Raw genomic sequence first — 19,371 nt, forward strand, 5'->3', positions numbered from 1 at the left:
GGGCCGGCGCCGGTGCGGGCGGGGGGCCCCCCGACCGCGCGGCCGCGCGCGGCGAGGCCATGCGCAGCGCGCGCCGCGCTTCCTTCTCGATGGAGTCACACGAGGCGATGCCCGCGACGATCGCGCAGGCAAGGAACGGGGCGAGCGTACGGCGTCCCACGGACAGCATGATGAACCCACTAAGGCTGAGAGACTGCGACTGCGGGCGAGGGGCCGGGAGAGGCCCTTCGCGGGGTGAACACGGCTGAGCAGGAGACCTTTGGGTCGGCCGGAAAGGCGGCCGCGGATGCGGGCCCGGCGGGCGGACGGACGTTCCTTTTCGCCGCCAAACCGGCGACGCAGAAACGGTGCCGCCGCGAACGCTTCCGGACACTCCGATCGCCACCGGGAAGGTCCGGCGCGCGGGCCGCCGGAGCGGGCGCGGCGGGAGGCCCGGCCGGCATCCACACGAAGAAAACAGCAATCGCGCGCGGGGTCAACGGGGTCAGGCCGAAAAGGGGCTCGACGGGAGAAGAATCGTCCTCCGCCACGGCCTCCGCGCGGCGGAAATCGCCGCCTCCGCGGCCGCGCATCTTCCCGCGTGCGGCGCGCGCGCGTACATTGCCGCGCTTCTGACCACCCCCTGGACGGAGCGCGGCAGGCAGTGGATCCCAATCGCATTCTCATCATCGACTACGGCTCGCAGTTCACGCAGCTCATCGCGCGGCGCATCCGCGAAGAGCGCGTCTACTGCGAGATTCAGCCGCCCACGCGCTCGCTGGAGTGGATCCGCGAGTGGCAGCCCAAGGGCATCATCCTTTCCGGCGGTCCCTCCAGCGTCTACGGCGAGGACGTGCCCACCGCGGAGCCGGAGCTGCTGCGGATGGGCATCCCCATCCTGGGCGTGTGCTACGGCATGCAGCTCATCACCCACCTGGAGGGTGGGGTGGTGGAACGCGGTACGCGGGAGTACGGCCGCGCGCAGGTGACGGTAAAGGAGGCGACGGGGCTGTTCGATGGATTTACTCCCGGCGAGCAGACGCAGGTGTGGATGAGCCACGGCGACCACGTGGTGCAGCCGCCTCCGGGCTACCACCTGCTGGCGACCACCGAGGGGCTGCCCTGGGCGGCGTTCGCGGCGGACGACCGGCCCATCTACGGCGTGCAGTTTCACCTGGAGGTGGCGCACACCGTCCGCGGCGCCGACATCATCGGCAACTTCCTTTTCCGCATCTGCGGCTGCGAGCCCACCTGGACGGCGGGGTCGTACATCGATACGGAGATCGAGAAGATCCGCGCGCTCGTCGGCACCGACCGCGTGATCTGCGGCCTGTCGGGGGGCGTGGACTCGTCGGTGGCGGCGTCGCTGGTCCATCGCGCCATCGGCGACCAGCTTACCTGCATCTTCGTGGATACGGGGCTGCTGCGGCAGGGCGAGCGCGAAGCGGTGGAGCGCACCTTTCGCGCGCACCTGGGCATCCGGCTGGAGGTGGAGGACGCCTCCGCGCTGTTCCTGGAGCGGCTGAAGGGCGTCGAGGATCCCGAAAAGAAGCGCAAGATCATCGGCAACACCTTCATCGACGTGTTCGAGGAGGCATCGGACCGCATCGGGGGCGACGCGAAGTTCCTGGTGCAGGGGACGCTGTACCCGGACGTGATCGAGTCGCTATCGGTCAAGGGGCCGTCCGCCACCATCAAGACGCACCACAACGTGGGCGGGTTGAAGGAGAACATGCGGTTCGCGCTGATCGAGCCGCTGCGCGAGCTGTTCAAGGACGAGGTGCGGCAGGTGGGGCGCGAGCTGGGGCTGCCGGAGGAGATGGTGGGGCGGCACCCGTTTCCCGGCCCCGGCCTGGCCATCCGCGTCCTGGGCGCCGTGGACGAGCGGGAGCTGGCCATCCTGCGCCAGGCAGACCTCATCTACCTGGACGAGATTCGCTCCGCTGGCCTGTACGACCAGATCTGGCAGGCCTTTGCCGTCCTGCTCCCCGTCCGCAGCGTGGGGGTGATGGGCGACGAGCGGACGTACGAGAACGTGTGTGCCCTGCGCGCCGTCACCAGCCGCGACGGGATGACGGCGGACTGGTTCCCGTTCCCCCACGACGTGCTGGCGCGCATCTCCACGCGCATCATCAACGAGGTAACCGGCATCAACCGCGTGTGCTACGACATCTCGTCCAAGCCGCCGGCGACGATCGAGTGGGAGTGAGGGGGTACGAGGGTACGAGGGTACGAGGGTACGGAGGTACGAAAGTACGAGAGTACGAGAGTACGAGAGTACGAGAGTACGAGAGTACGAGAGTACGAGAGTACGGGGGTGCTTCGGACGGTCTGCGCCTGAGCGGCTGAAGCCGCCGCAACGAAAGCGGAAAGCCCCGCAAGACGACGCGGGGCTTCAACGGCGCGGCGAGGCCTCGGCTACAGCCCGCGCATGCGGACTTCGTGAAGTTCCAGCCGCGGTTTCAACCGCCCGAGGCCAGGGCCCGCCGAAACGACGAGGACGCAGGGGCAAAACCCTCCGCGTCCTCGTCTTTTCATCTCGGCGGCTCCGCTTTTCATCTCCGCGGCTCCGCGCCAGGTGGCGACCAGGCGGTGCAGCCGCGCGGCCAGGCCGTTCAGAACCTCGTCCGACGCGTCACTGGAGACGGCAGGCGGAGAGGATGCGACAAAGATTGTATTCCCAATCCGCCTCCTCCGCCGCTCCGCCCGGACCGCCGTTGCGGCACCGCGGGTGGATGCGTACGCTTACCCCGTCGTTCGCAGCCCACCCATCGCCCCACTCCCGACCCTCCTGGTTCGCCATGCGCACGCGACTGATCCCCATCCTGGCCCTTCTCGCCGCCGTGCCCGCGGCGGCCCAGCAGACCGCTTCCGAGCGTCTGCGGCAGCTGTTCGCGGACGACTGGGAGGTGACCCTGCGCGAGAATCCCACCTTCGCCACCAGCCTGGGCGACCGGCGCTTCAACCACCTGCTGGACGCCGCGGGGCCGGAAGACGTGGCGCGGCGCACGGAGGAGAACCGCCGCTTTCTGGCGCGGCTGCAGGCCATTCCCCGCGACTCGCTGACGCCGTCGGAGCGCATTCACTACGACATCTACGCCCGGCAGGCGCGGCTGGGGATCGAGGAGGTGGAGCTGGGGCTGCACCTGATCCCCATCACCAACCGCGAGGGGTTCCACACCTACTTTCCGGAGCTGGGCCAGCAGGTTCCGCTGAACAACACCGAAGACTACGAGAACTACATCGCCCGGCTGCGCGCCTTTCGCCCGTGGGTGGGGCAGCACGTGGCGCTGATGCGCGAGGGGATCCGCACGGGGATGGTGCTTCCCGCCGTGTCGCTGAACGGGATCGAGGAGACCATTCAGCCCCACATCGTCACAGATCCCACGCAGAGCCTGCTGTGGAGGCCGTTCACGCAGTTTCCCGCGGGGGTGCCGGAGGCGGATCGCGCGCGGCTGGCGGCGGCGGGGCGCGAGGCCATCGAGCAGGGCGTGGTGGCGGGGTACCGCGACTTTCTGGAGTTCATCCAGCGCGAGTACGTTCCCGCCGGGCGACGGGGGATCGGCGCGTCGGAGCTGCCCAACGGGCGCGCCATCTACGCGCAGCGGGTGCGCAGCTACACCACGCTGGACGTAACGCCCGACCAGGTGCACGAGACGGGGCTGCGCGAGGTGGCCCGCATCCGCACGCAGATGGACTCGCTGATGCGCGCCACCGGCTTTACGGGCAGCTTCGCGGAGTTCATCCAGTTTCTGCGCACCGACCCGCGCTTCTACGTAAGCACCCCCGAGGCGCTGATGGAGCGCACGTCGCTGGTGCTCAAGCGGATGGACGGCGAGCTGCCGAAGCTGTTCACCCGGCTGCCGCGGATGCCGTACGGCATCAAGGGGATCCCCGACTACATCGCGCCGCGCACCACCACCGCGTACTACTCGCGCCCGGCGGGCGACGGCACGCGGTCGGGCACGTACTGGGTGAACACGTACGACCTGCGCAGCCGCCCCACGTACGAGATCGAGGCGCTGTCGTTTCACGAAGCGGTGCCCGGACACCACATGCAGATCGCGCTGCAGCAGGAGCTGGAGGATCTGCCCACGTTCCGGCGCTTCAGCAGCTTTACGGCGTTCGTGGAGGGATGGGCGCTGTACGCGGAGCAGCTGGGATACGACGTGGGCTTCTACACCGACCCCTACAGCCGCTTTGGCCAGCTGACGTACGAGATGTGGCGCGCGTGCCGGCTGGTGGTGGACACGGGGATGCACTGGAAGGGGTGGACGCGCCAGCAGGCCATCGACTACATGGCCGAGAACAGCGCGCTCACGGTGCTCAACATCACCAACGAGGTGGACCGCTACATCGCGTGGCCCGGCCAGGCGCTGGCGTACAAGACGGGGCAGATGAAGATCAGCGAGCTGCGCGCCGAAGCCACGCGCGCGCTGGGCCCCCGCTTCGACATCCGCCGCTTTCACGACGTGGTGCTGGGGAGCGGCGCCGTGCCGCTGACGGTGCTGGAGGATAACGTGCGGGCGTGGATCGCGGCGGAGCAGGCGGGGCGGTGAACGGGTGAACGGGTGAACGGGTGAACGGGTGAACGGGGGGCGCGACCCTCGGGACCTCTCCCCCGCCAGGCCTTTCGCTCGTTCCTCGCGACGGCTGGCGACCCCTCCCCCAACTTCGGGGGAGGGGTGGTGTAGCCGCGGAGGTAGGCGCGTTGCGGCGGCAGATCGTCCGGCAAGGAGCCGGCGGCGCGGGTGTCCGCGAAGGCGGACAGCGTGAGGTCGTTGCCGCGATTTCGATCGCTCTTCCGGAGCCTGCGGCGCGCGGGACGCACCAGAATGCCTCTACGCGCACGACCCCGTGAACTATCGCTCGCCCGCCAATCCGCGCGGGCGGATTTCGTGTAGTTGTTGCCGCGGGGCCGCGGATTGATCCAGCCTTCCCCGGCCTCGCTCCCGCGCTTTCTTGCGTTCGTGTTCGTCCGGCACAATCGTGTCTTCGCGTTTCATCCTTGATCCACCTTCCCGCTCCGATCATGAACTCATCTCTCCAGAAGTGGCTGCGCGCCGCGTCAATGGGCATCGCGCTGGCGGTGCTGGGCGCGTGCAGCACAGGTGTCGGCAATCCGCCGGTCACCGGGCCCGCGCCGGCGTCCGCGGCCGACGCGTATGCACACTCGCTGTATCAGTCGGCGATGTACGAGGCCAGGCACGTACTGCCCCTGCTGCCGGCCGTGGCGGACGCGGAGGGGATGGTGAACGTGGTGTCGCTCAAGTCCGCCCCATGGACGGTGGGCGACACCACGCTCACGGCCGACGTCTGGGTGACGGTGACCCCCGAGGTGCGGGACTCGTGCGACGACTGGGTACAGGCGGAGCAGGAGATGCGTCTGCGCCAGCTGCTTGGGCTGCAGCCCACGCAGCCGGTGGCGTACTTCATGGAGATGCGCGTCCCCGCCGACAGCATGTTCCGCCCCACGGCCAACCCCGCCATTGGTACCCCGACACTGTGCGACACCACGGTGAACCCGGATTGCGCGATCCAGTTTTCCCCGAACGTAAACCCCAGGCACGTGCAGTGGATGGCGCAGCAGATGTTAGCCTCGTGGAAGATGCCCAACGGCTATCCCGCCTCTGGCGACGGGGAGTGGCAGCGGCTGGGATATCCATGGACGCGGCTGGGGTACACGTACAACTGGCATCCAGGGTCACCCCGCTACGGCGCGTCGGAGTACGTGGTGCGCCCGGGAACGCGGGTCGCGGTGACAAAGGTCTCCACCATCGCCGAGTACTGCCGCCGCGGCTGATTCCTCCTCTCCGGGCGCGGCCTGCCGCCGCGCCCGCCTTTCCCGTTCCGCCGCACCATCCGTGACCAGCCCGCTGACTCGCACCCTGCGCGCCTACGCCGCCGACGCGCGCGCCGCTTTTTCGGCCGCGCCGGTGGAGGTGGCGCTGGGCGTGCTGCTGGCCGTCGCGCTTTCCACGCAGGTGCGCAGCAAGGGCTTCACGGAGCAGGAGTTCGGCCGGCTGGCTGCGTCGGTGGCGCTGGCGCTTCCGCTGGTGTTCGCGCTGAGCGTGCTGCGGGTGCGCGGCGTGCTCTCCGCCGCCGCACGGTGGGGCGGGACGGCCGCCGTCCTCATCGCCTGCGCGACGTTCGGGGCGACGGCGCTGCACCACGACCGGCAGGCGGAGGTGTGGCGGTGGCTGCTGCTGGCGGCCGCGGCGGTGATGCTGCTGTTGCTGACGCCCACGCTCCCCCGCGAGTCGCACGACCGGCGGCGGGTGTGGGCGTTCGCGTGGCGGGTCGTGGTGCGGCTGGTGGGGATCGGGCTGTACTCCGTGGCGCTCTTCGGATTGCTGGCGGGTGCCGTGGCGGCGGTGGTCTCGCTCTTCGACCTCTCGAAACCCGACCACCTGTACACGGACCTGGCGGGGGCGGTGTTCTTTGCCTTTGCGACGTGGATCTTCGTGGGCGGCATCCATCGGCTCGCCGCGCCCGCGGAGGCCGGCGTCCCGGAGCCCGTCAGCCGGCTGGGGCGCTGGCTGTACGCGCCCGTCCTCATCATCTACCTGCTGATCCTGTACGCGTACGCCACCCGCGTGCTGATCACCGGCGAGCTGCCGCGCAACCTGCTGTCGCCGCTGGTGATCGCGGCGGGGCTCATCGGCATGGTGGGTGCCGTGCTGCTGGAGCCGGTGCACGCGGACGACGAGCACCGCGGGCTGTCGATGCTGGTGCGTGCCGTTCCCGCGCTCCTGCTGCCGCTGGTTCCCCTGGCCGCGTGGGCGCTGCTGGCGCGGCTGGGGGAGTACGGGTGGACGGAGTTTCGCTACGTGCGGGTGGCGGCGGTGTTCGCCATCGGCGTGCTGGCGGTGCTGGGGACGGTTCGACTGGTCCGCCGCCGTCCGCCGCTGCTGGCCACCGTCCCCACGACCTTCGCGGCCGTGCTTCTGCTCAGCGCCGTGGGCCCGTGGAGCGCGCCCACCGTTGCCCGCCGCGACCAGACGGCCCGGCTGCGCGCCGCATTCCGCGAGGCGCGCGTGGACCCCCGCCGCCTCCCCGCCGACACGGTGACGGTGGACAGCGCGCTCTACGCCCGCATCAACTCCGGCGCGGCGTACCTTGTGGAGGCGCACGGCGCCGGCGCGCTGCGGGCGGTGGTCCCCTCGCTGCCGGACTCGGTGAGCGCCGCGTGGCGCATCAGTGAGCGCTTGGGAATCCGCGGCGGGGGGTGCAGGCCCGCCGGGCACACGTTCGCCACGCTGCGGTGGGAGGGCGGCGTGGCCGGGATGTCGGGAGGGACGCTACAGGAGATGACGCTGCACGGTGCGGACACGGTGACGGTGCGGATGGGGGATGCAACGCTGCGGCTGTGGCTGGCGGGCAACGGCGTGGCGGTGGATGCCGGGGGATGGCGCGCGTCCGCCGACCTGGCACCGCTGCGGCGGACGCTGGAGGCGGATACGGAGTGCAATCCGGAGGGCCGCGGCACCTTCTCCGCGACCGACGCGCTGCTCCCCGTGCGCGACGGATCCGGCGTTCAGCGCGCGCAGCTGCTGGTGACGGGGATGGGTCTGGTTCCGGAGCCCGGCTCTCCCGCGCCCGCGGTGCCCGGCGGCGTCGGCAGCGTGAACGCGCTGCTCGTGCTGCCGGGCTGAGTCCGGCTTCGGCAAACGAAGGGGGGCTCACACGGAGTCAACGGAGTGAACGGAGTTTACGTGGCGTTTCCGCTGCGTTCATCGCGTGCGACACAGGGATTGGGCTCACGCAGAGTTACCAGAGTCAGCAGAGTCTTACGTAGCGTTTCCTCTGATCTGTCGGTGCGGGATTCCCACGTGTCGGGTGCAGATGTGGGATGTCGGCGAGGCAGGATCTTTTGTGAGGGCGTCGGGAACGGGAAGCGGATGGAATGCGGCAGGGAGCCATCCGCATTTTTTTGAAAGGGAATGCGGATCGTCGGGTAGCCTCCGAAAGCGCACGCGAGCACGTCGATCGCACCACCCGATGCGCGATCCGGAGAACCGTCCGCCCACTCCACGATCGAGGAACCGCGTGCTGAACGCCGAAGGTCGTGCCGTGACGCGGATGGTACTCCATGAACCCGGTCCAAACGACGGAGCGGCGGGCGCAACCCGCCCGCCGCCCCGTCCGCACAGCCACGGTTACCGTACCCGCACGGGCATCCCGCCGCTGGTCCTGTTCCCCTTGCCCAGCTGGCCGTATCAGTCGTTCACCCGGAAGACGGTGCGGCCCAGGAAGAAGAGCAGCTGGCCGTCCACGAAGCGCGGCAGGATCTGCCGCCCGAAGTCGTGCGCGATCTGCACCGGCGCGGTGTTGTAGGGGGCACGGATGACGTACATCCAACCACCCTGGGAGTAGACCACCGTGCCGTCGGGACCCAGCGCGCGCAGTTCCTTGCTCAGCCCGAAGGCGGTGACCACGCGCTCCGTGCCGTCCGGCGCGCGCGTGTAGACCTGTTGTGGCAAGCCTGCCCCGTCCGGCCGGATCCAGGCGGCCCACCCCCCGTTCACGTCGTAGTGAATGCGCGGAACCGTGTTGGCCCGCTCCTCGGTCAGCACGGTTTCCGTGCCGTCGCGCCACAGCGTCACGAACTCCCCCAATCGCCGCGAGTCCCGCTTCACGAAGATGACGTTCGTTCCGTCGGTGAGGGGGTACAGGTTCCAGAACGCCCCGTCCGCGTCCGACGTAATCGCCGTGGTGCCGGACCCGTCGTAGCGAAAGATCTCGTACGAGCTCTCCGGCGTGGCCGCCGCGCCGGTGCCGAACACCACCACGCCGCCGGCCGTGACGTCGTTGCGGTTGTTGATGGTGTTGCCGTGCACGGTCACGCTGGACGCCGCGTCCAGGTTGCGGCGGTACAGGGTGGGGCCGTCGTTCCAGATGGCCCAGGCGCCGTCCACCTCCAGGTCCGCGTTCAGCGTCCCCAGGTCGTGCAGGGTGCCGCGGTTCCAGTCGTACACGCGCGTGCCGCCAAAGAAGGCGCCCCACGGATGCAGCCGTGCCTCCCGGGGAGCCACCCCCGCGGCCAGCAGCGTTTCCGTGGCGCCGGCGCGCATCCACACCGATCCCGCGGCGTCGGCGTAGAGCACGCGTCCGCCGTCCGCGTCGGCGTCGAGCACGTCGGCCCCCGCCGACGCGATCTCCGTAAGCCGCGTGGAGGATTCCACGTAGACGGTGTCGTTCAGCACCCGCGTCTGCCCGCGCGAGTCGGTGCCCGTGTACTGCAGCACCACCAGGCGCCCGTCGTACGCGGCCAGCGACACGGTGCCGTGCACGCCCGTGCCGCCCGAGGCGACCTCCTGTCCCGCCCCCGCCCCCCCAAAGGCGCGAACCGAGACGGAGGTGCACGGCCCCGCGTCGTCCGTGCAGTCCAGGTCCAGCCGCAGCGAGGGACGCGCGACGGTGTTCCGCAGCGGCGCCGCCACCGAGAGCGCGGGCGGCGCGTCGTGGATGAAGGGGACGGAAACCACGGCCGTGTCGCCGTTCACCGTCTCCGCCCGCACCCGCAACTCCGTGGGCCCCGCGGGCGTCCCGGCCAGCCGCAGCGTCCCCGTGACCTGTCCGGGCGTGGCGCCGGGCGCCAGCGTTACCGCGCGCCCCGACGCCGACGCCACCACCGCGGCGACGGACGCGCTGGCCGAGTCGATGGCCACCACCACCAGCACGCTGTCGCCAAGCACCGAGCCGGGCGTGGGCTGCAGGACGCGCATGTACACGGGGCTGGCTTCGGACGTCGCGGTGAACGACACCGGCTGCACCCCCGCCGCCGACACCTGCACCGTCGCGGCGCCGCTGGCGGAGGGCAGGGTGTACGCCGTGGCGGCCCTGCCGTCCGCACCGGTCACGGCCGTCGCCGGGCTCACGGAGCCCGCCCCCGCGCTCCAGGTAACCTGGACGCCCGACAGCGCGTTGCCGTATACGTCCATCGCCCGCACCGCCAGCGAGTCCGCCAGCACGGACCCCGCCCGCCCCCGCTGTCCGTCGCCCGACAGCTTCTGCAGCGACGCCAGCGGGCCCGGCCGCGAGCTGCCGGTAAAGGTCACGCTCGCTCCGGTGGGGATGCTCGCCGTCACCTGCATTGCGAACGGGTGCTGCGGCAGCGTCCACCGCGCCGACACGCGTCCGTCGGCGTCGGTCACGCCCGTCGCCGGGCTGATGCTTCCGTAGAGCGGGGGAAGGGTGAAGGTGACGGGGATCCCCGCGATGGGGCTGCCGTCCGCGCGCTGCACCCGCACCACCAGCGGCTGGTCCAGCACGTGGCCCACCGTCCCCGTCTGTGCGTCGCCGGAAACCCTGACGAGGGTGGCGTCGGCGGGGAGCTGCGCGTTGGCCGTGAACTGGGTGGAGAGCGTGAGCCCCACCGCCGCCTCCAGCACCTGCGCGCCCTCGTACTGCGGCCCCAGCGTCCACCGGGTGCGCGCCACGCCGTTCGCTCCGGTCACGGAGGACGCGGGCGAAACGCTTCCGCCCCCCTGCTTGACCGTCCACGCCACCGTCTGCCCCGGCACCCCGTTGCCGTACGCGTCGCGCACGAACACGGCGACCGAGTCCGCCAGCGGCAGCGACGGGAGCCCGGTGAGCGACGAGCCGCCCACCGCCGCCACCGCCGCGGGCACGTCCGGCGTGCCCACCGCGCGGAACACCGCGAAAACCAGGGCCTCGCCCGTGGCCGGGTCCACCGCGCGGGCCTCCACCCGCTGCGTGTCGCCCGCCACCGTGCCCAGCGTCCACCGCTCGCGCGCCTCGCCCTGTGCGTTGGTGTTCGCGGACCCCGCGAACACCGACCCGCCGCCGGCGGTGACGACAAAGTTCACCAGCTGGTCCTTCACCGGCCGGTTGCGCTCGTCCACCACGCGGACCACAAGGGGCTGCGGCACTTCCTTGCCCACTGTGGCGGTCTGCAGATCGCCCGCGACCACCAGCACGGCCGCGGGGCGCTGGCCGCCCCCCACCACTTCGCCGTTGCATCCCGCGGCGAACCATCCCAGGAGCAGCGCCGCCGCGCTCGCCATCATCCTCATGCCGTCCGCCCCTGTTCGTTGTCGTTCACCGCGGCGCCCATGCGCCCCGGCTCCTGCGCCACCTCGTCCGCCTGCGTCCGCGCGCCCCGCCTGGAGCCTGCCGTAGTGCCGCTGCGTCGTGGCCACTTCATCTTCATACCGGATCCGCAAAAAAATTGGGCACGCAGAGGAAGCGGAGAACTGCCTGAGAGTGTGTTCAAGAATCTGATCCTCAGACAACCCAACGTTTGATTCCCTGAGGGAGCGCGCCTCCTCAACGTGAATCCACTCAACCGCTTACGCGCGACCGAAGGATCTCGTCTCGGCGATCGCGAGGCAGGCCCGGCGGCACAGGTCCAGCCCCCGGGTGCTGCCAGCGAGATCCTTCGGTCGGCGCCAGGTGTCTTTGTGGCAGCCGGTTCGGAGCGGCGCCTCCCTCAGGAAATGAAGTCCCTGGTCGATTCTTGAACACACTCTGAGCCTGAGAGATCTCCGCGTTTCTCTGCTGCCTCGCGCCGCCGCGCTCCGCGGTGGCGGCGCCGGTGTCGCGGGGACGATCCTCCGAACCTGTTTCCGACGTCCGACGCATCCAATCTCCGTGGTTTCGGGCAGGCTACGGCCGGGGCACCAGCACGTAGCCGCGCACGGTGCCGCCCCACCACCCCTGCGCCGTGATCACGGCCACCCCGGGCCCCACGGCCGTCACGTTGCCGGTTGCGCTCACCGTGGCGACCGACGGGTTGGACGAGCTCCACGTCACCTGCTGCGCCGTCCGGACTTCGGTGAACCAGGTGAAGAACACCCGTGCCTGTGCCGTCCCGCCCACGTTCAGCACGTGCGGCATCGTGCCCTGGTTGCCGATCAGCATCCCGGGCTCCGGGGGAAGCTCGCGGACGTGCACCGTCACGGTGTCGGCGATGCCGCTCGACTTGTGCGTTACCTCGATGCGGTCCGATCCGTACGCCCGCGTCGCGTATCCGTACGATCGCAGGTTGTTGCCGTGGATCCCCAGCACGATGGCGCCCGTGTTGTCCAGCAGCCGGGCCGTGACGTATCCCATCGTTTCCCAGTACTGCAGCGGCAGTGCGTTGCCCGCGGCGTCGTAGATCACCATGGGGAGCGAGAACCCGGGATGCCCCTGTCCAAAGAGCACGTGGACCAGCGAGTCCGCCCCGATGCGAACGCCGTTGGCGGGCCCCGGCACTCCGGTGACCGTGAACGCCAGGTTCGTCATCCCAGGAGTATGGGCGGTGAACGTCTGGGGGGCGGGCGTGGTGCCGGCCTTTGCCAGGTAGTAGTAGCTGTATCCGTCGATGTCGGTGGTGCCGGTGACCTGGATTTGCCCCGCGGGGGTGATCCACTGCACCGGGGCGTTGTAGATGCCGTTCCCGTTCGCGTCCGTCAGGCGCACGGCCAGCCGCTTGTCCACGTATGCGTCGAACGGTGCCGTCTGGCCGTCGCCGCTTACCCGGGTGAACGAGGCCGCGGGGCGTGAGTTGACCAGGTTCCAGTGGTAGAGCACCGGGTCCAGCCCGGCGACGGACGCCGTGACCGCCTGGTCGCCGTCGTGGGAACCCAGCTGCCAGATCGCCGCGGCCACGCCGTCGGGGCCCGTGGCGGACTGCGCGGTCACGGTGCCGCCCCCGTTCACCACCGTCCAGGTAACCGTGGTGTTGGCGGCTACGTTGCCCTGCGCGTCGCGGACCCGGACAAAGAGCGTGTCGACCCCGGCGTACCCCGGATTGGCGTCGGCGGGGGGCGCGACCCGCTCCAGGCTGGCGGGCGCGCCCGCCGTGGCCTGCGCGGAGAAGAACACCACGCTGGCGCCGCCCTGCACCTGGGCCGACAGCGTCTGCGTCCCCACGCCGGTCCCCAGCGTCCACGCGGTGCTGGCCCGTCCCTGCGCGTCCGTGATGGAGGTCGCCGGGCTGGCGGATCCCATCCCCGGCGCCGGAGCCCACACCACCTGCGCCCCCGCGACCGGCACGCCGTTCTGCCGCAGCTCCACCACCAGCGGCTGCGCCAGCGGCGCTCCCACCACTCCGGTCTGGGCGTCGCCCGACACCCGGGTGAGCGCGGCGGCGCCACCCAGTCCGGCGTTGGCCGTGACGGTGGTGGTGATGTTCACCCCCGCGGCCGCCTGCAGCGTTTGCGGCGACAGGCTGCCCCCCAGCGTCCACTGCGCCCTGGCGATGCCCTGCGCGTTGGTCGCCGACGTGGCGGGCGACACGGAGCCGCCGCCGCCGGTGACCGTCCAGGCCACCTGCGCGCCGGCAACAGGGTTGCCGTACCCGTCGCGTACCACGGCGGCCACCGAGTCCGCCACCGGCAGCCCCGCCAGCCCGTTCACCTGCGCCGCCACCGGGGTGATGGTGCTGGGGGCGCCCGCCTGCGCGACGGCGCGAAAGACGGCGAAGACCAGCGCCTCGCCCGTGGTGGCGTCCACCGCGCGCGCTTCCACGCGCTGCGTGTCGCCCGCCACGGTGCCCAGCCGCCACCGCTCGCGCGCCTCGCCGTTCTCGTTGGTCAGCGCCGCGCCCGCGAACACGGCCCCGCCGCCGGCGGTGACGACAAAGTTCACCAGCTGGCTCCTGACCGGCTCGTTGCTGTCGTCCAGCACGCGGACCACCAGCGGCTGCGGCAGCTCCTCGCCCACGGTGGCGGTCTGCAGGTCGCCCGAAACCACCACCATCCGCGCGGGGCGCTGGCCACCGCCCACCACGTCGCCGTTGCATCCCGCGGCCAGCAATCCCACCAGGAGCGCCGCCGCGCTCGCCATCATCCTCATACCGTCCGCCCCTGTTCGTCGTCGTTCACCGCGGCGCCCATGCGCCCCAGCTCCTGCGCAACCTCGTCCGCCTCCGTCCGCGCGCCCAGCGCGGTATACAGCCGGTGCGCCTCGCGCAGCCGCGCGTCCGCCGCCTCCCGCTCGCCCCGCCGTGCCTCCAGCTTTCCATACTGATGCTGTGTCGCGGCCGTCTCGTACACGGGCAGCCCGTGGTCGCGGCACACGTCCAGCGCCTTTTCGTAGAAAAGGTACGCCTCGGCTCCGCCGCGCTCCGCGGTGGCGGCGCCCAGCGCCCGGTACACGTCCGGCAGCCTGGGCACCGCGCGGCAGTGGATGGCCAGCACCTCGGCGTCGCGGGCCACCGCCAGCGCTTCGCGGGTGCGGCCCTGGCGCAGCAGGGGCTCGGAAAGCCCCGCCATGAACGCCACGCGCGTCGCCGGGTCCACCTCCCGCCCCAGCGCGCGGCGAATGGCGGATTCGGCGTCCCGCGCCTCGCCTCGCGCCAGGTGCAGGCGCCCCCAGCCGTGGTCCACGTACGCCATCAGGCCGTCGCTCAGCCCCGCGGCGCCCGCTTCCCCGCGCGCCAGCCACTCCGCCGCGGCGTCCAGGGCGCCCAGGCGGCGTTCCACCACCGAAAGCCCCACGCACAGGTGCACGTATTCCGCACTCGTCGGGTGTGCCGGGCAGCGCTCCACCCCGCGAAGGTACCACGCCCGGGCCTCGCTCCAGCGGCTCTGGTCCACGTGCACGTTGCCCAGCCCCTGGCACGCCACCACCGCGCCCACGTCGTCGCGCTGGGCGACCGACACTTCGAAGCTTTCGTGGTAGCGCCGGGTCGCGAGCTCCCACTGGCCCATGGCGCGGGCCACGCGGCCCAGCCGGCGAAGCGCCAGGCCCTCGCCCTGGCGGTCGCGCGGCTTGCGGCCGATCTCCAGCGCCCGCTCGTAGAACTCCCGCGCCTGGTCCAGCCGCCGCTCGCCCTCCTCCGCCTCGCCCGCGGCCACCAGGTGCCGCGCCGCCTCGGCCGCCTCTCCCCGCTCCAGCGCGGCCAGGGCGCGCACGGTGTGGCGCATCACCCCCTCCACGCGCCGGCGAACCCGCTCCGCGAGCGCCTGCACCTGGCTTTCCAGCGCCGCCGGGTCCGCCAGGCGCGTGTTGAGCGCGGGGTAGTCCTCGGCCGAGCCCCAGGCCAGCCCGCCGTCCGCGCGCGACGCCGACAGCAGCGCCTCGCGCAGATACGCCAGGTCATCCGTTTCGGGGATGGCCTTGAGCGCGGCGTCGATCTTCAGGGCTCGCTGGGTCACGCGGGGTCGATGGGTGGGCGGTCGGCACCGTTCATCGGCGGATGGGAAGGCACGTGCCGTTCCGTAGCCGCGATCGGCGAAAGGCTTTGTCGTTGCTCGTTTTTTCCCTATTCCGGGGACGCCGGGCGACGGGCCGGCTGCCGGTTTTTGTGACAACGCGCTGCAGGAAACGGCAGGCAGGCGAAGAGGATGCGGACGCGCTCCGGGTCACCCGGGAAGTACGCCGTACTCCAGGGCTTTGCGCGAAACGGTGTTGCGGTGCATGTCCAGGATCTCCGCGGCGCGTCCGAAGTGCCCGTTCACCCGGCTCAGCACCTGCCCGATGTGAAGCGCCTCCACCTGCGCCATCGTCATGTCCGCCGAGTAGCCGGGCAGCGATCCGGCCCCGCCCGCCGCCGTCACCGGCGCTGCCGGTCCCAACTGGAGGTGATCCACCTGCAGCACGTCGCCGGGGGCCAGCAGCACCGCACGCTCCAGCACGTTGCGCAGCTCGCGGACGTTGCCCGGCCACGCGTGCGCTTCCAGGCTGCGCATGGCTTCGCCGGCGATGCCGCGCAGCGCGCGCCCGTGCTCCGCAGCGAAGCGCGCCGCGTAGTGCAGCGCCAGGGCGCGCACGTCGCCGGGGCGCTCGCGCAGGGGCGGCAGGTGCAGCCTCACGACGGCGAGGCGATAGAACAGGTCTTCGCGAAAGTCGCCCGAGGCGATCAGCGACGGCAGCTCGCGGTGGGTAGCCGCCACCACGCGCACGTCCAGGCGAATGCGCTCCTCGCCTCCCAGCCGTTCGATCTCCCGCTCCTGCAGGGCCCGGAGGATCTTGGCCTGCAGCACCAGGCTCATGTCCCCGATCTCGTCCAGGAACAGCGTGCCGCCGTTTGCCCGCTCAAACCGGCCCACCTTGCGCGCGATGGCGCCCGTGAACGCGCCGCGCTCGTGCCCGAACAGCTCGCTCTCCAGCAGGTCCTCGGGGATCGCGGCGCAGTTGACGGCCACGAACGCGCCCCCCGCCCGCCCGCTCGCGGAGTGCAGCGCGCGGGCGACCAGCTCCTTTCCCGTTCCCGACTCGCCGGTCACCAGCACCGTGGCATCGCTTTCCGCCACCCTGCCAACGGTTTTGAACGCATCGATCAGCGCGGGGCTGCTCCCCACCAGCTCGTTCCCTGGCTGGGCCGTCAGCCCGGGAAGCGGCACGACGGCGCCGGCGGGCGGGGCGGGGGAAAGCAGGGCGGCCAGCCTGCCGACGTCCAGCGGAACGGCCAGCAGTTCGGCCGCGCCCAGGCGCGGGGCGTCGATGGCCAGGCGCAGCGACGGCGCGCGAGCCACCAGCACCAGCGTCCCCGCGTTGGGCGCCGCGGCAATGCGGCGGATGATCGCCGCATCCTCGTCCACCGCCGACGCCAGCAGCACCGTCGCGTCATGGGGAGCGGCGGAGAGCGCGCGCAGCCCGTCGCCGAGCGTCGCCGCGACGCTCAACGCCGTGCCCGCACGCTCGCAGGCGGCGCGCACCCCGTCACGAACCTCCGCGTCGTCTCCGATGAGCAGGATCAGGCGATCCGCCATCCATCCTCGATTTGAAAATTGTGACACGCACCCCAGAGAAGGATGTCACAAAATCCAGCAGAAGGGAAGGTTCTGCACGCTCTTCTCGGCAGAAGACCAGCGATTCACCTTTGCTGGGACTCCCATCCCCAACAACGCCCTCGTGATTTCCTGAGCCCGAGAGGTGTGTTCAAGAATCTAACAAGGCTTGGTTGCTGAGGAGGCGCCGCTCCGAAGCTGCTGCTACAGAGGGACTCTGGCGCCGACCGAAGGACCTTGCCTGCACGGCGAAGGGGCGTGAACAGCTTCCGGAGGCCTGGTCCGTCGCGACCCGACAAAGATCCTTCGGTCGCGCGCAAGCTCTTGTGGTCATGACAGTTCAGGCGTGCGCTCCCTCAGGATGACAGTGTGCTTCTGGAGGAACAACTGAGGTTTCTCAACATCCCTCCGACGTTCAGGAATCGGCCTTGGTTTCCAGACGCCGCACTCACGCACTCACGCACTCACGCACTCACGCACTCCCTTTCGAACGGCCGTTCGCTCGCTTGACAGAAGGAAGGCGCGGCGGGCACTTTCACCCGATGATCTCGCAAACGAATGCCGCTCCCCCGGATGAGCTGCTGGAGCGGTTCCGCGCGGGCCAGCGTACCGCCCTGGCGCGCGCCATCTCCATCGTCGAGGACGGGCGCGCCGGCTTCGAGCGCATCCTGCACCAGCTGCACACCGACCTGGGACGCGCCCATCGCATCGGCGTCACGGGACCGCCGGGCGCGGGCAAGTCCACGCTGACCTCCAAGCTGGCGCTGGAGTTCCGCAAGGCGGAGGAGAAGGTCGGCATCGTGGCCGTCGATCCTTCGTCGCCCTTTACCGGCGGGGCGCTGCTGGGCGATCGCATCCGGATGAACAACATCTCCACCGACCCGGGGATCTTCATCCGCTCCATGGCCAGCCGCGGCCACCTGGGCGGCCTGGCGACGACCACCAAGGAGGTCGCCGATCTGCTGGATGCGTACGGGTACGACCGCGTGGTCCTGGAAACCGTCGGCGTGGGGCAGTCGGAGCTGGAGATCGCGGGGACGGCGGATACGTCCGTCGTGGTCCTGGTGCCGGAATCGGGCGATTCCATTCAGGCCATGAAGGCGGGGCTGATGGAGGTGGCCGACATCTTCGTCATCAACAAGGCCGACCGTCCCGGCGCCGACCGGCTGGCGCAGGAGCTGGAACTGATGCTGCACATGCGCCTGGGCGAGGCGCCGTCCAACGCCGGGCACCACGGCGTAAGCCTGAAGTCCGTGCAGAAGGCCGCGCGCGAGGGATTGCGGTCCCGGGCGGACGAAAGCGGCGGCTGGGCGATCCCCGTGCTCAAGACGGTGGCCCAGAGCGGCGAAGGGCTGCAGGAGCTGGCCCGAACGCTCGACCTGCATCGGGTGTATCTGCAGGGCTCGGGCGAATTGAGCCGCCGGCGGCAGGCGCGGCTGGCGGAGCGGGTGCGGGCGGTGGTGGAGCGCCGGTTGCAGCGGCTGGCCTGGCGGATGGGGCCGGGCGAGCAGATCCTGGCGGATTCGCTGCAGTCGCTGGAGTCGGGCGAGGTGTCGCCGTACGCGGTGGCGGACCGGATCGTGACGGAACTCGGGGTCGAACCCCGTTAAACTGGGACAACTACGATGAGCGTCGTCGAGCGCAACGTGCCCCCCGCGGACCTGCTGGAGCGCATCCGCGAAAAGGAAAAGGAGCTGGAGACCCTGCGCGCCGGCCTGGCCGCGTGGGAGGGCGCCGCCGAACGCATCGGCCAGCGCGACATCGGCTTTACCACCATCTCCGGCGTTGAGGTGGAGCCGCTGTACACGCCGCTCGACCGCCCCGCCCCCTCGGGCGACGAGGCCGCGTACTACAACGAGCGCATCGGCATGCCGGGCGAGTACCCGTTCACGCGGGGACCGTACGGCACCATGTACCGCACGCGGCTGTGGACCATGCGCCAGTTCGCCGGCTTTGGCACGGCGGAGGAGACCAACGAGCGCTACCACTTCCTTCTGGGCCGCGGCCAGACCGGCCTGTCCGTCGCCTTTGACTTTCCCACGCTGATGGGATACGACAGCGACCATCCGCGGTCGCTGGGCGAGGTGGGCAAGTGCGGCGTGGCCATCTCGTCCCTGGACGACATGGAGACCCTGTTCGACGGCATTCCGCTCGACCAGGTTTCGGTGAGCATGACCATCAACGGCCCCGCGATCATCCTGTTCTGCTTCTACATGATCGCGGCCGAAAAGCAGGGCGTGCCGTTCAGCAAGCTGCGCGGCACCGTGCAGAACGACATCCTCAAGGAGTACCAGGCGCAGCACGCCTGGGTGTATCCGCCGGAGCCCGCGTTGCGGCTGATCGAGGACATGTTCGAGTGGGCGTCCAGGGAAGCGCCCAAGTACAACCCCATCTCCATCAGCGGCTACCACATCCGCGAGGCGGGGAGCACCGCCGTGCAGGAGCTGGCGTACACGCTCAAGAACGGGTTGGAGTACGTGCGCCGCGGGGTGGAGCGGGGGCTGGACGTGGACGAGTTTGCGCCGCGCCTTTCCTTTTTCTGGGACGTCCACAACGACTTCTTCGAAGAGATCGCCAAGTTCCGCGCCGCCCGCCGCATCTGGGCGCGCCACCTTCGCGAGGACTTCGGGTCGAAGAACCCCGAGAGCTGGCGGCTGCGCACGCACGCGCAGACGGCGGGGGTGACGCTCACGGCGCAGCAGCCGGA

The 19,371-nt window shown here is 70.7% G+C and carries 11 protein-coding genes; 6 read left to right on the plus strand and 5 right to left on the minus strand.

The window, feature by feature from the left end:
* The first annotated feature begins 643 nt into the window (after positions 1-643).
* From guaA to ACOJUJ_RS18410, 4 genes are all read left to right on the plus strand, one after another.
* A complete protein-coding gene (gene guaA, locus ACOJUJ_RS18395; protein ID WP_420128354.1) occupies positions 644-2,188 on the plus strand; it encodes a glutamine-hydrolyzing GMP synthase in 1,545 nt (514 codons plus the stop codon).
* Between the two features lie 592 nt (positions 2,189-2,780).
* Positions 2,781-4,538, plus strand: coding sequence for a DUF885 domain-containing protein (locus tag ACOJUJ_RS18400; protein ID WP_420128355.1), 1,758 nt, complete (start codon positions 2,781-2,783; stop codon positions 4,536-4,538).
* A 473-nt stretch (positions 4,539-5,011) separates the two neighbouring features.
* Positions 5,012-5,782, plus strand: coding sequence for a hypothetical protein (locus tag ACOJUJ_RS18405; RefSeq protein ID WP_420128356.1), 771 nt, complete (start codon positions 5,012-5,014; stop codon positions 5,780-5,782).
* A gap of 61 nt (positions 5,783-5,843) precedes the next feature.
* Positions 5,844-7,634, plus strand: a complete 1,791-nt coding sequence (locus ACOJUJ_RS18410) for a DUF4153 domain-containing protein (RefSeq protein ID WP_420128357.1) — start codon at positions 5,844-5,846, stop codon at positions 7,632-7,634.
* Positions 7,635-8,198: 564 nt separating this feature from the next.
* Here ACOJUJ_RS18410 and ACOJUJ_RS18415 read toward each other — a convergent pair.
* From ACOJUJ_RS18415 to ACOJUJ_RS18435, 5 genes are all read right to left on the minus strand, one after another.
* Positions 8,199-11,018 carry an Ig-like domain-containing protein gene (locus ACOJUJ_RS18415; protein ID WP_420128358.1) on the minus strand — a complete coding sequence of 940 codons (2,820 nt, stop codon included), beginning with the start codon at positions 11,016-11,018 and terminating at the stop codon, positions 8,199-8,201.
* The gene (locus tag ACOJUJ_RS18420; RefSeq protein ID WP_420128359.1) at positions 11,015-11,155 is read right to left on the minus strand and encodes a hypothetical protein; all 141 of its coding nucleotides are present in this window, start codon (positions 11,153-11,155) and stop codon (positions 11,015-11,017) included. Before ACOJUJ_RS18420 ends, ACOJUJ_RS18415 begins: the two co-directional genes overlap by 4 nt.
* 455 nt (positions 11,156-11,610) lie before the next feature.
* On the minus strand, positions 11,611-13,785 hold the full coding sequence (locus ACOJUJ_RS18425) for an Ig-like domain-containing protein (RefSeq protein ID WP_420128360.1): 2,175 nt from the start codon (positions 13,783-13,785) through the stop codon (positions 11,611-11,613).
* A complete protein-coding gene (locus ACOJUJ_RS18430; RefSeq protein ID WP_420128361.1) occupies positions 13,782-15,089 on the minus strand; it encodes a tetratricopeptide repeat protein in 1,308 nt (435 codons plus the stop codon). Before ACOJUJ_RS18430 ends, ACOJUJ_RS18425 begins: the two co-directional genes overlap by 4 nt.
* A gap of 207 nt (positions 15,090-15,296) precedes the next feature.
* On the minus strand, positions 15,297-16,646 hold the full coding sequence (locus ACOJUJ_RS18435) for a sigma-54 dependent transcriptional regulator (protein WP_420128362.1): 1,350 nt from the start codon (positions 16,644-16,646) through the stop codon (positions 15,297-15,299).
* Positions 16,647-17,206: 560 nt separating this feature from the next.
* On the opposite strand from ACOJUJ_RS18435, the gene meaB reads away from it, so the two are divergent.
* Both meaB and ACOJUJ_RS18445 read left to right on the plus strand, forming a co-directional pair.
* Positions 17,207-18,274 (plus strand): methylmalonyl Co-A mutase-associated GTPase MeaB, encoded by a 1,068-nt coding sequence (gene meaB / locus ACOJUJ_RS18440; protein ID WP_420128363.1) that lies wholly within the window; start codon positions 17,207-17,209, stop codon positions 18,272-18,274.
* A 63-nt stretch (positions 18,275-18,337) separates the two neighbouring features.
* The coding region (locus ACOJUJ_RS18445; protein ID WP_420128364.1) for an acyl-CoA mutase large subunit family protein at positions 18,338-19,371 on the plus strand (1,034 nt) is incomplete at its 3' end.

It is taken from the genome of Longimicrobium sp. (assembly GCF_048594345.1).
Taxonomy (GTDB): domain Bacteria; phylum Gemmatimonadota; class Gemmatimonadetes; order Longimicrobiales; family Longimicrobiaceae; genus Longimicrobium.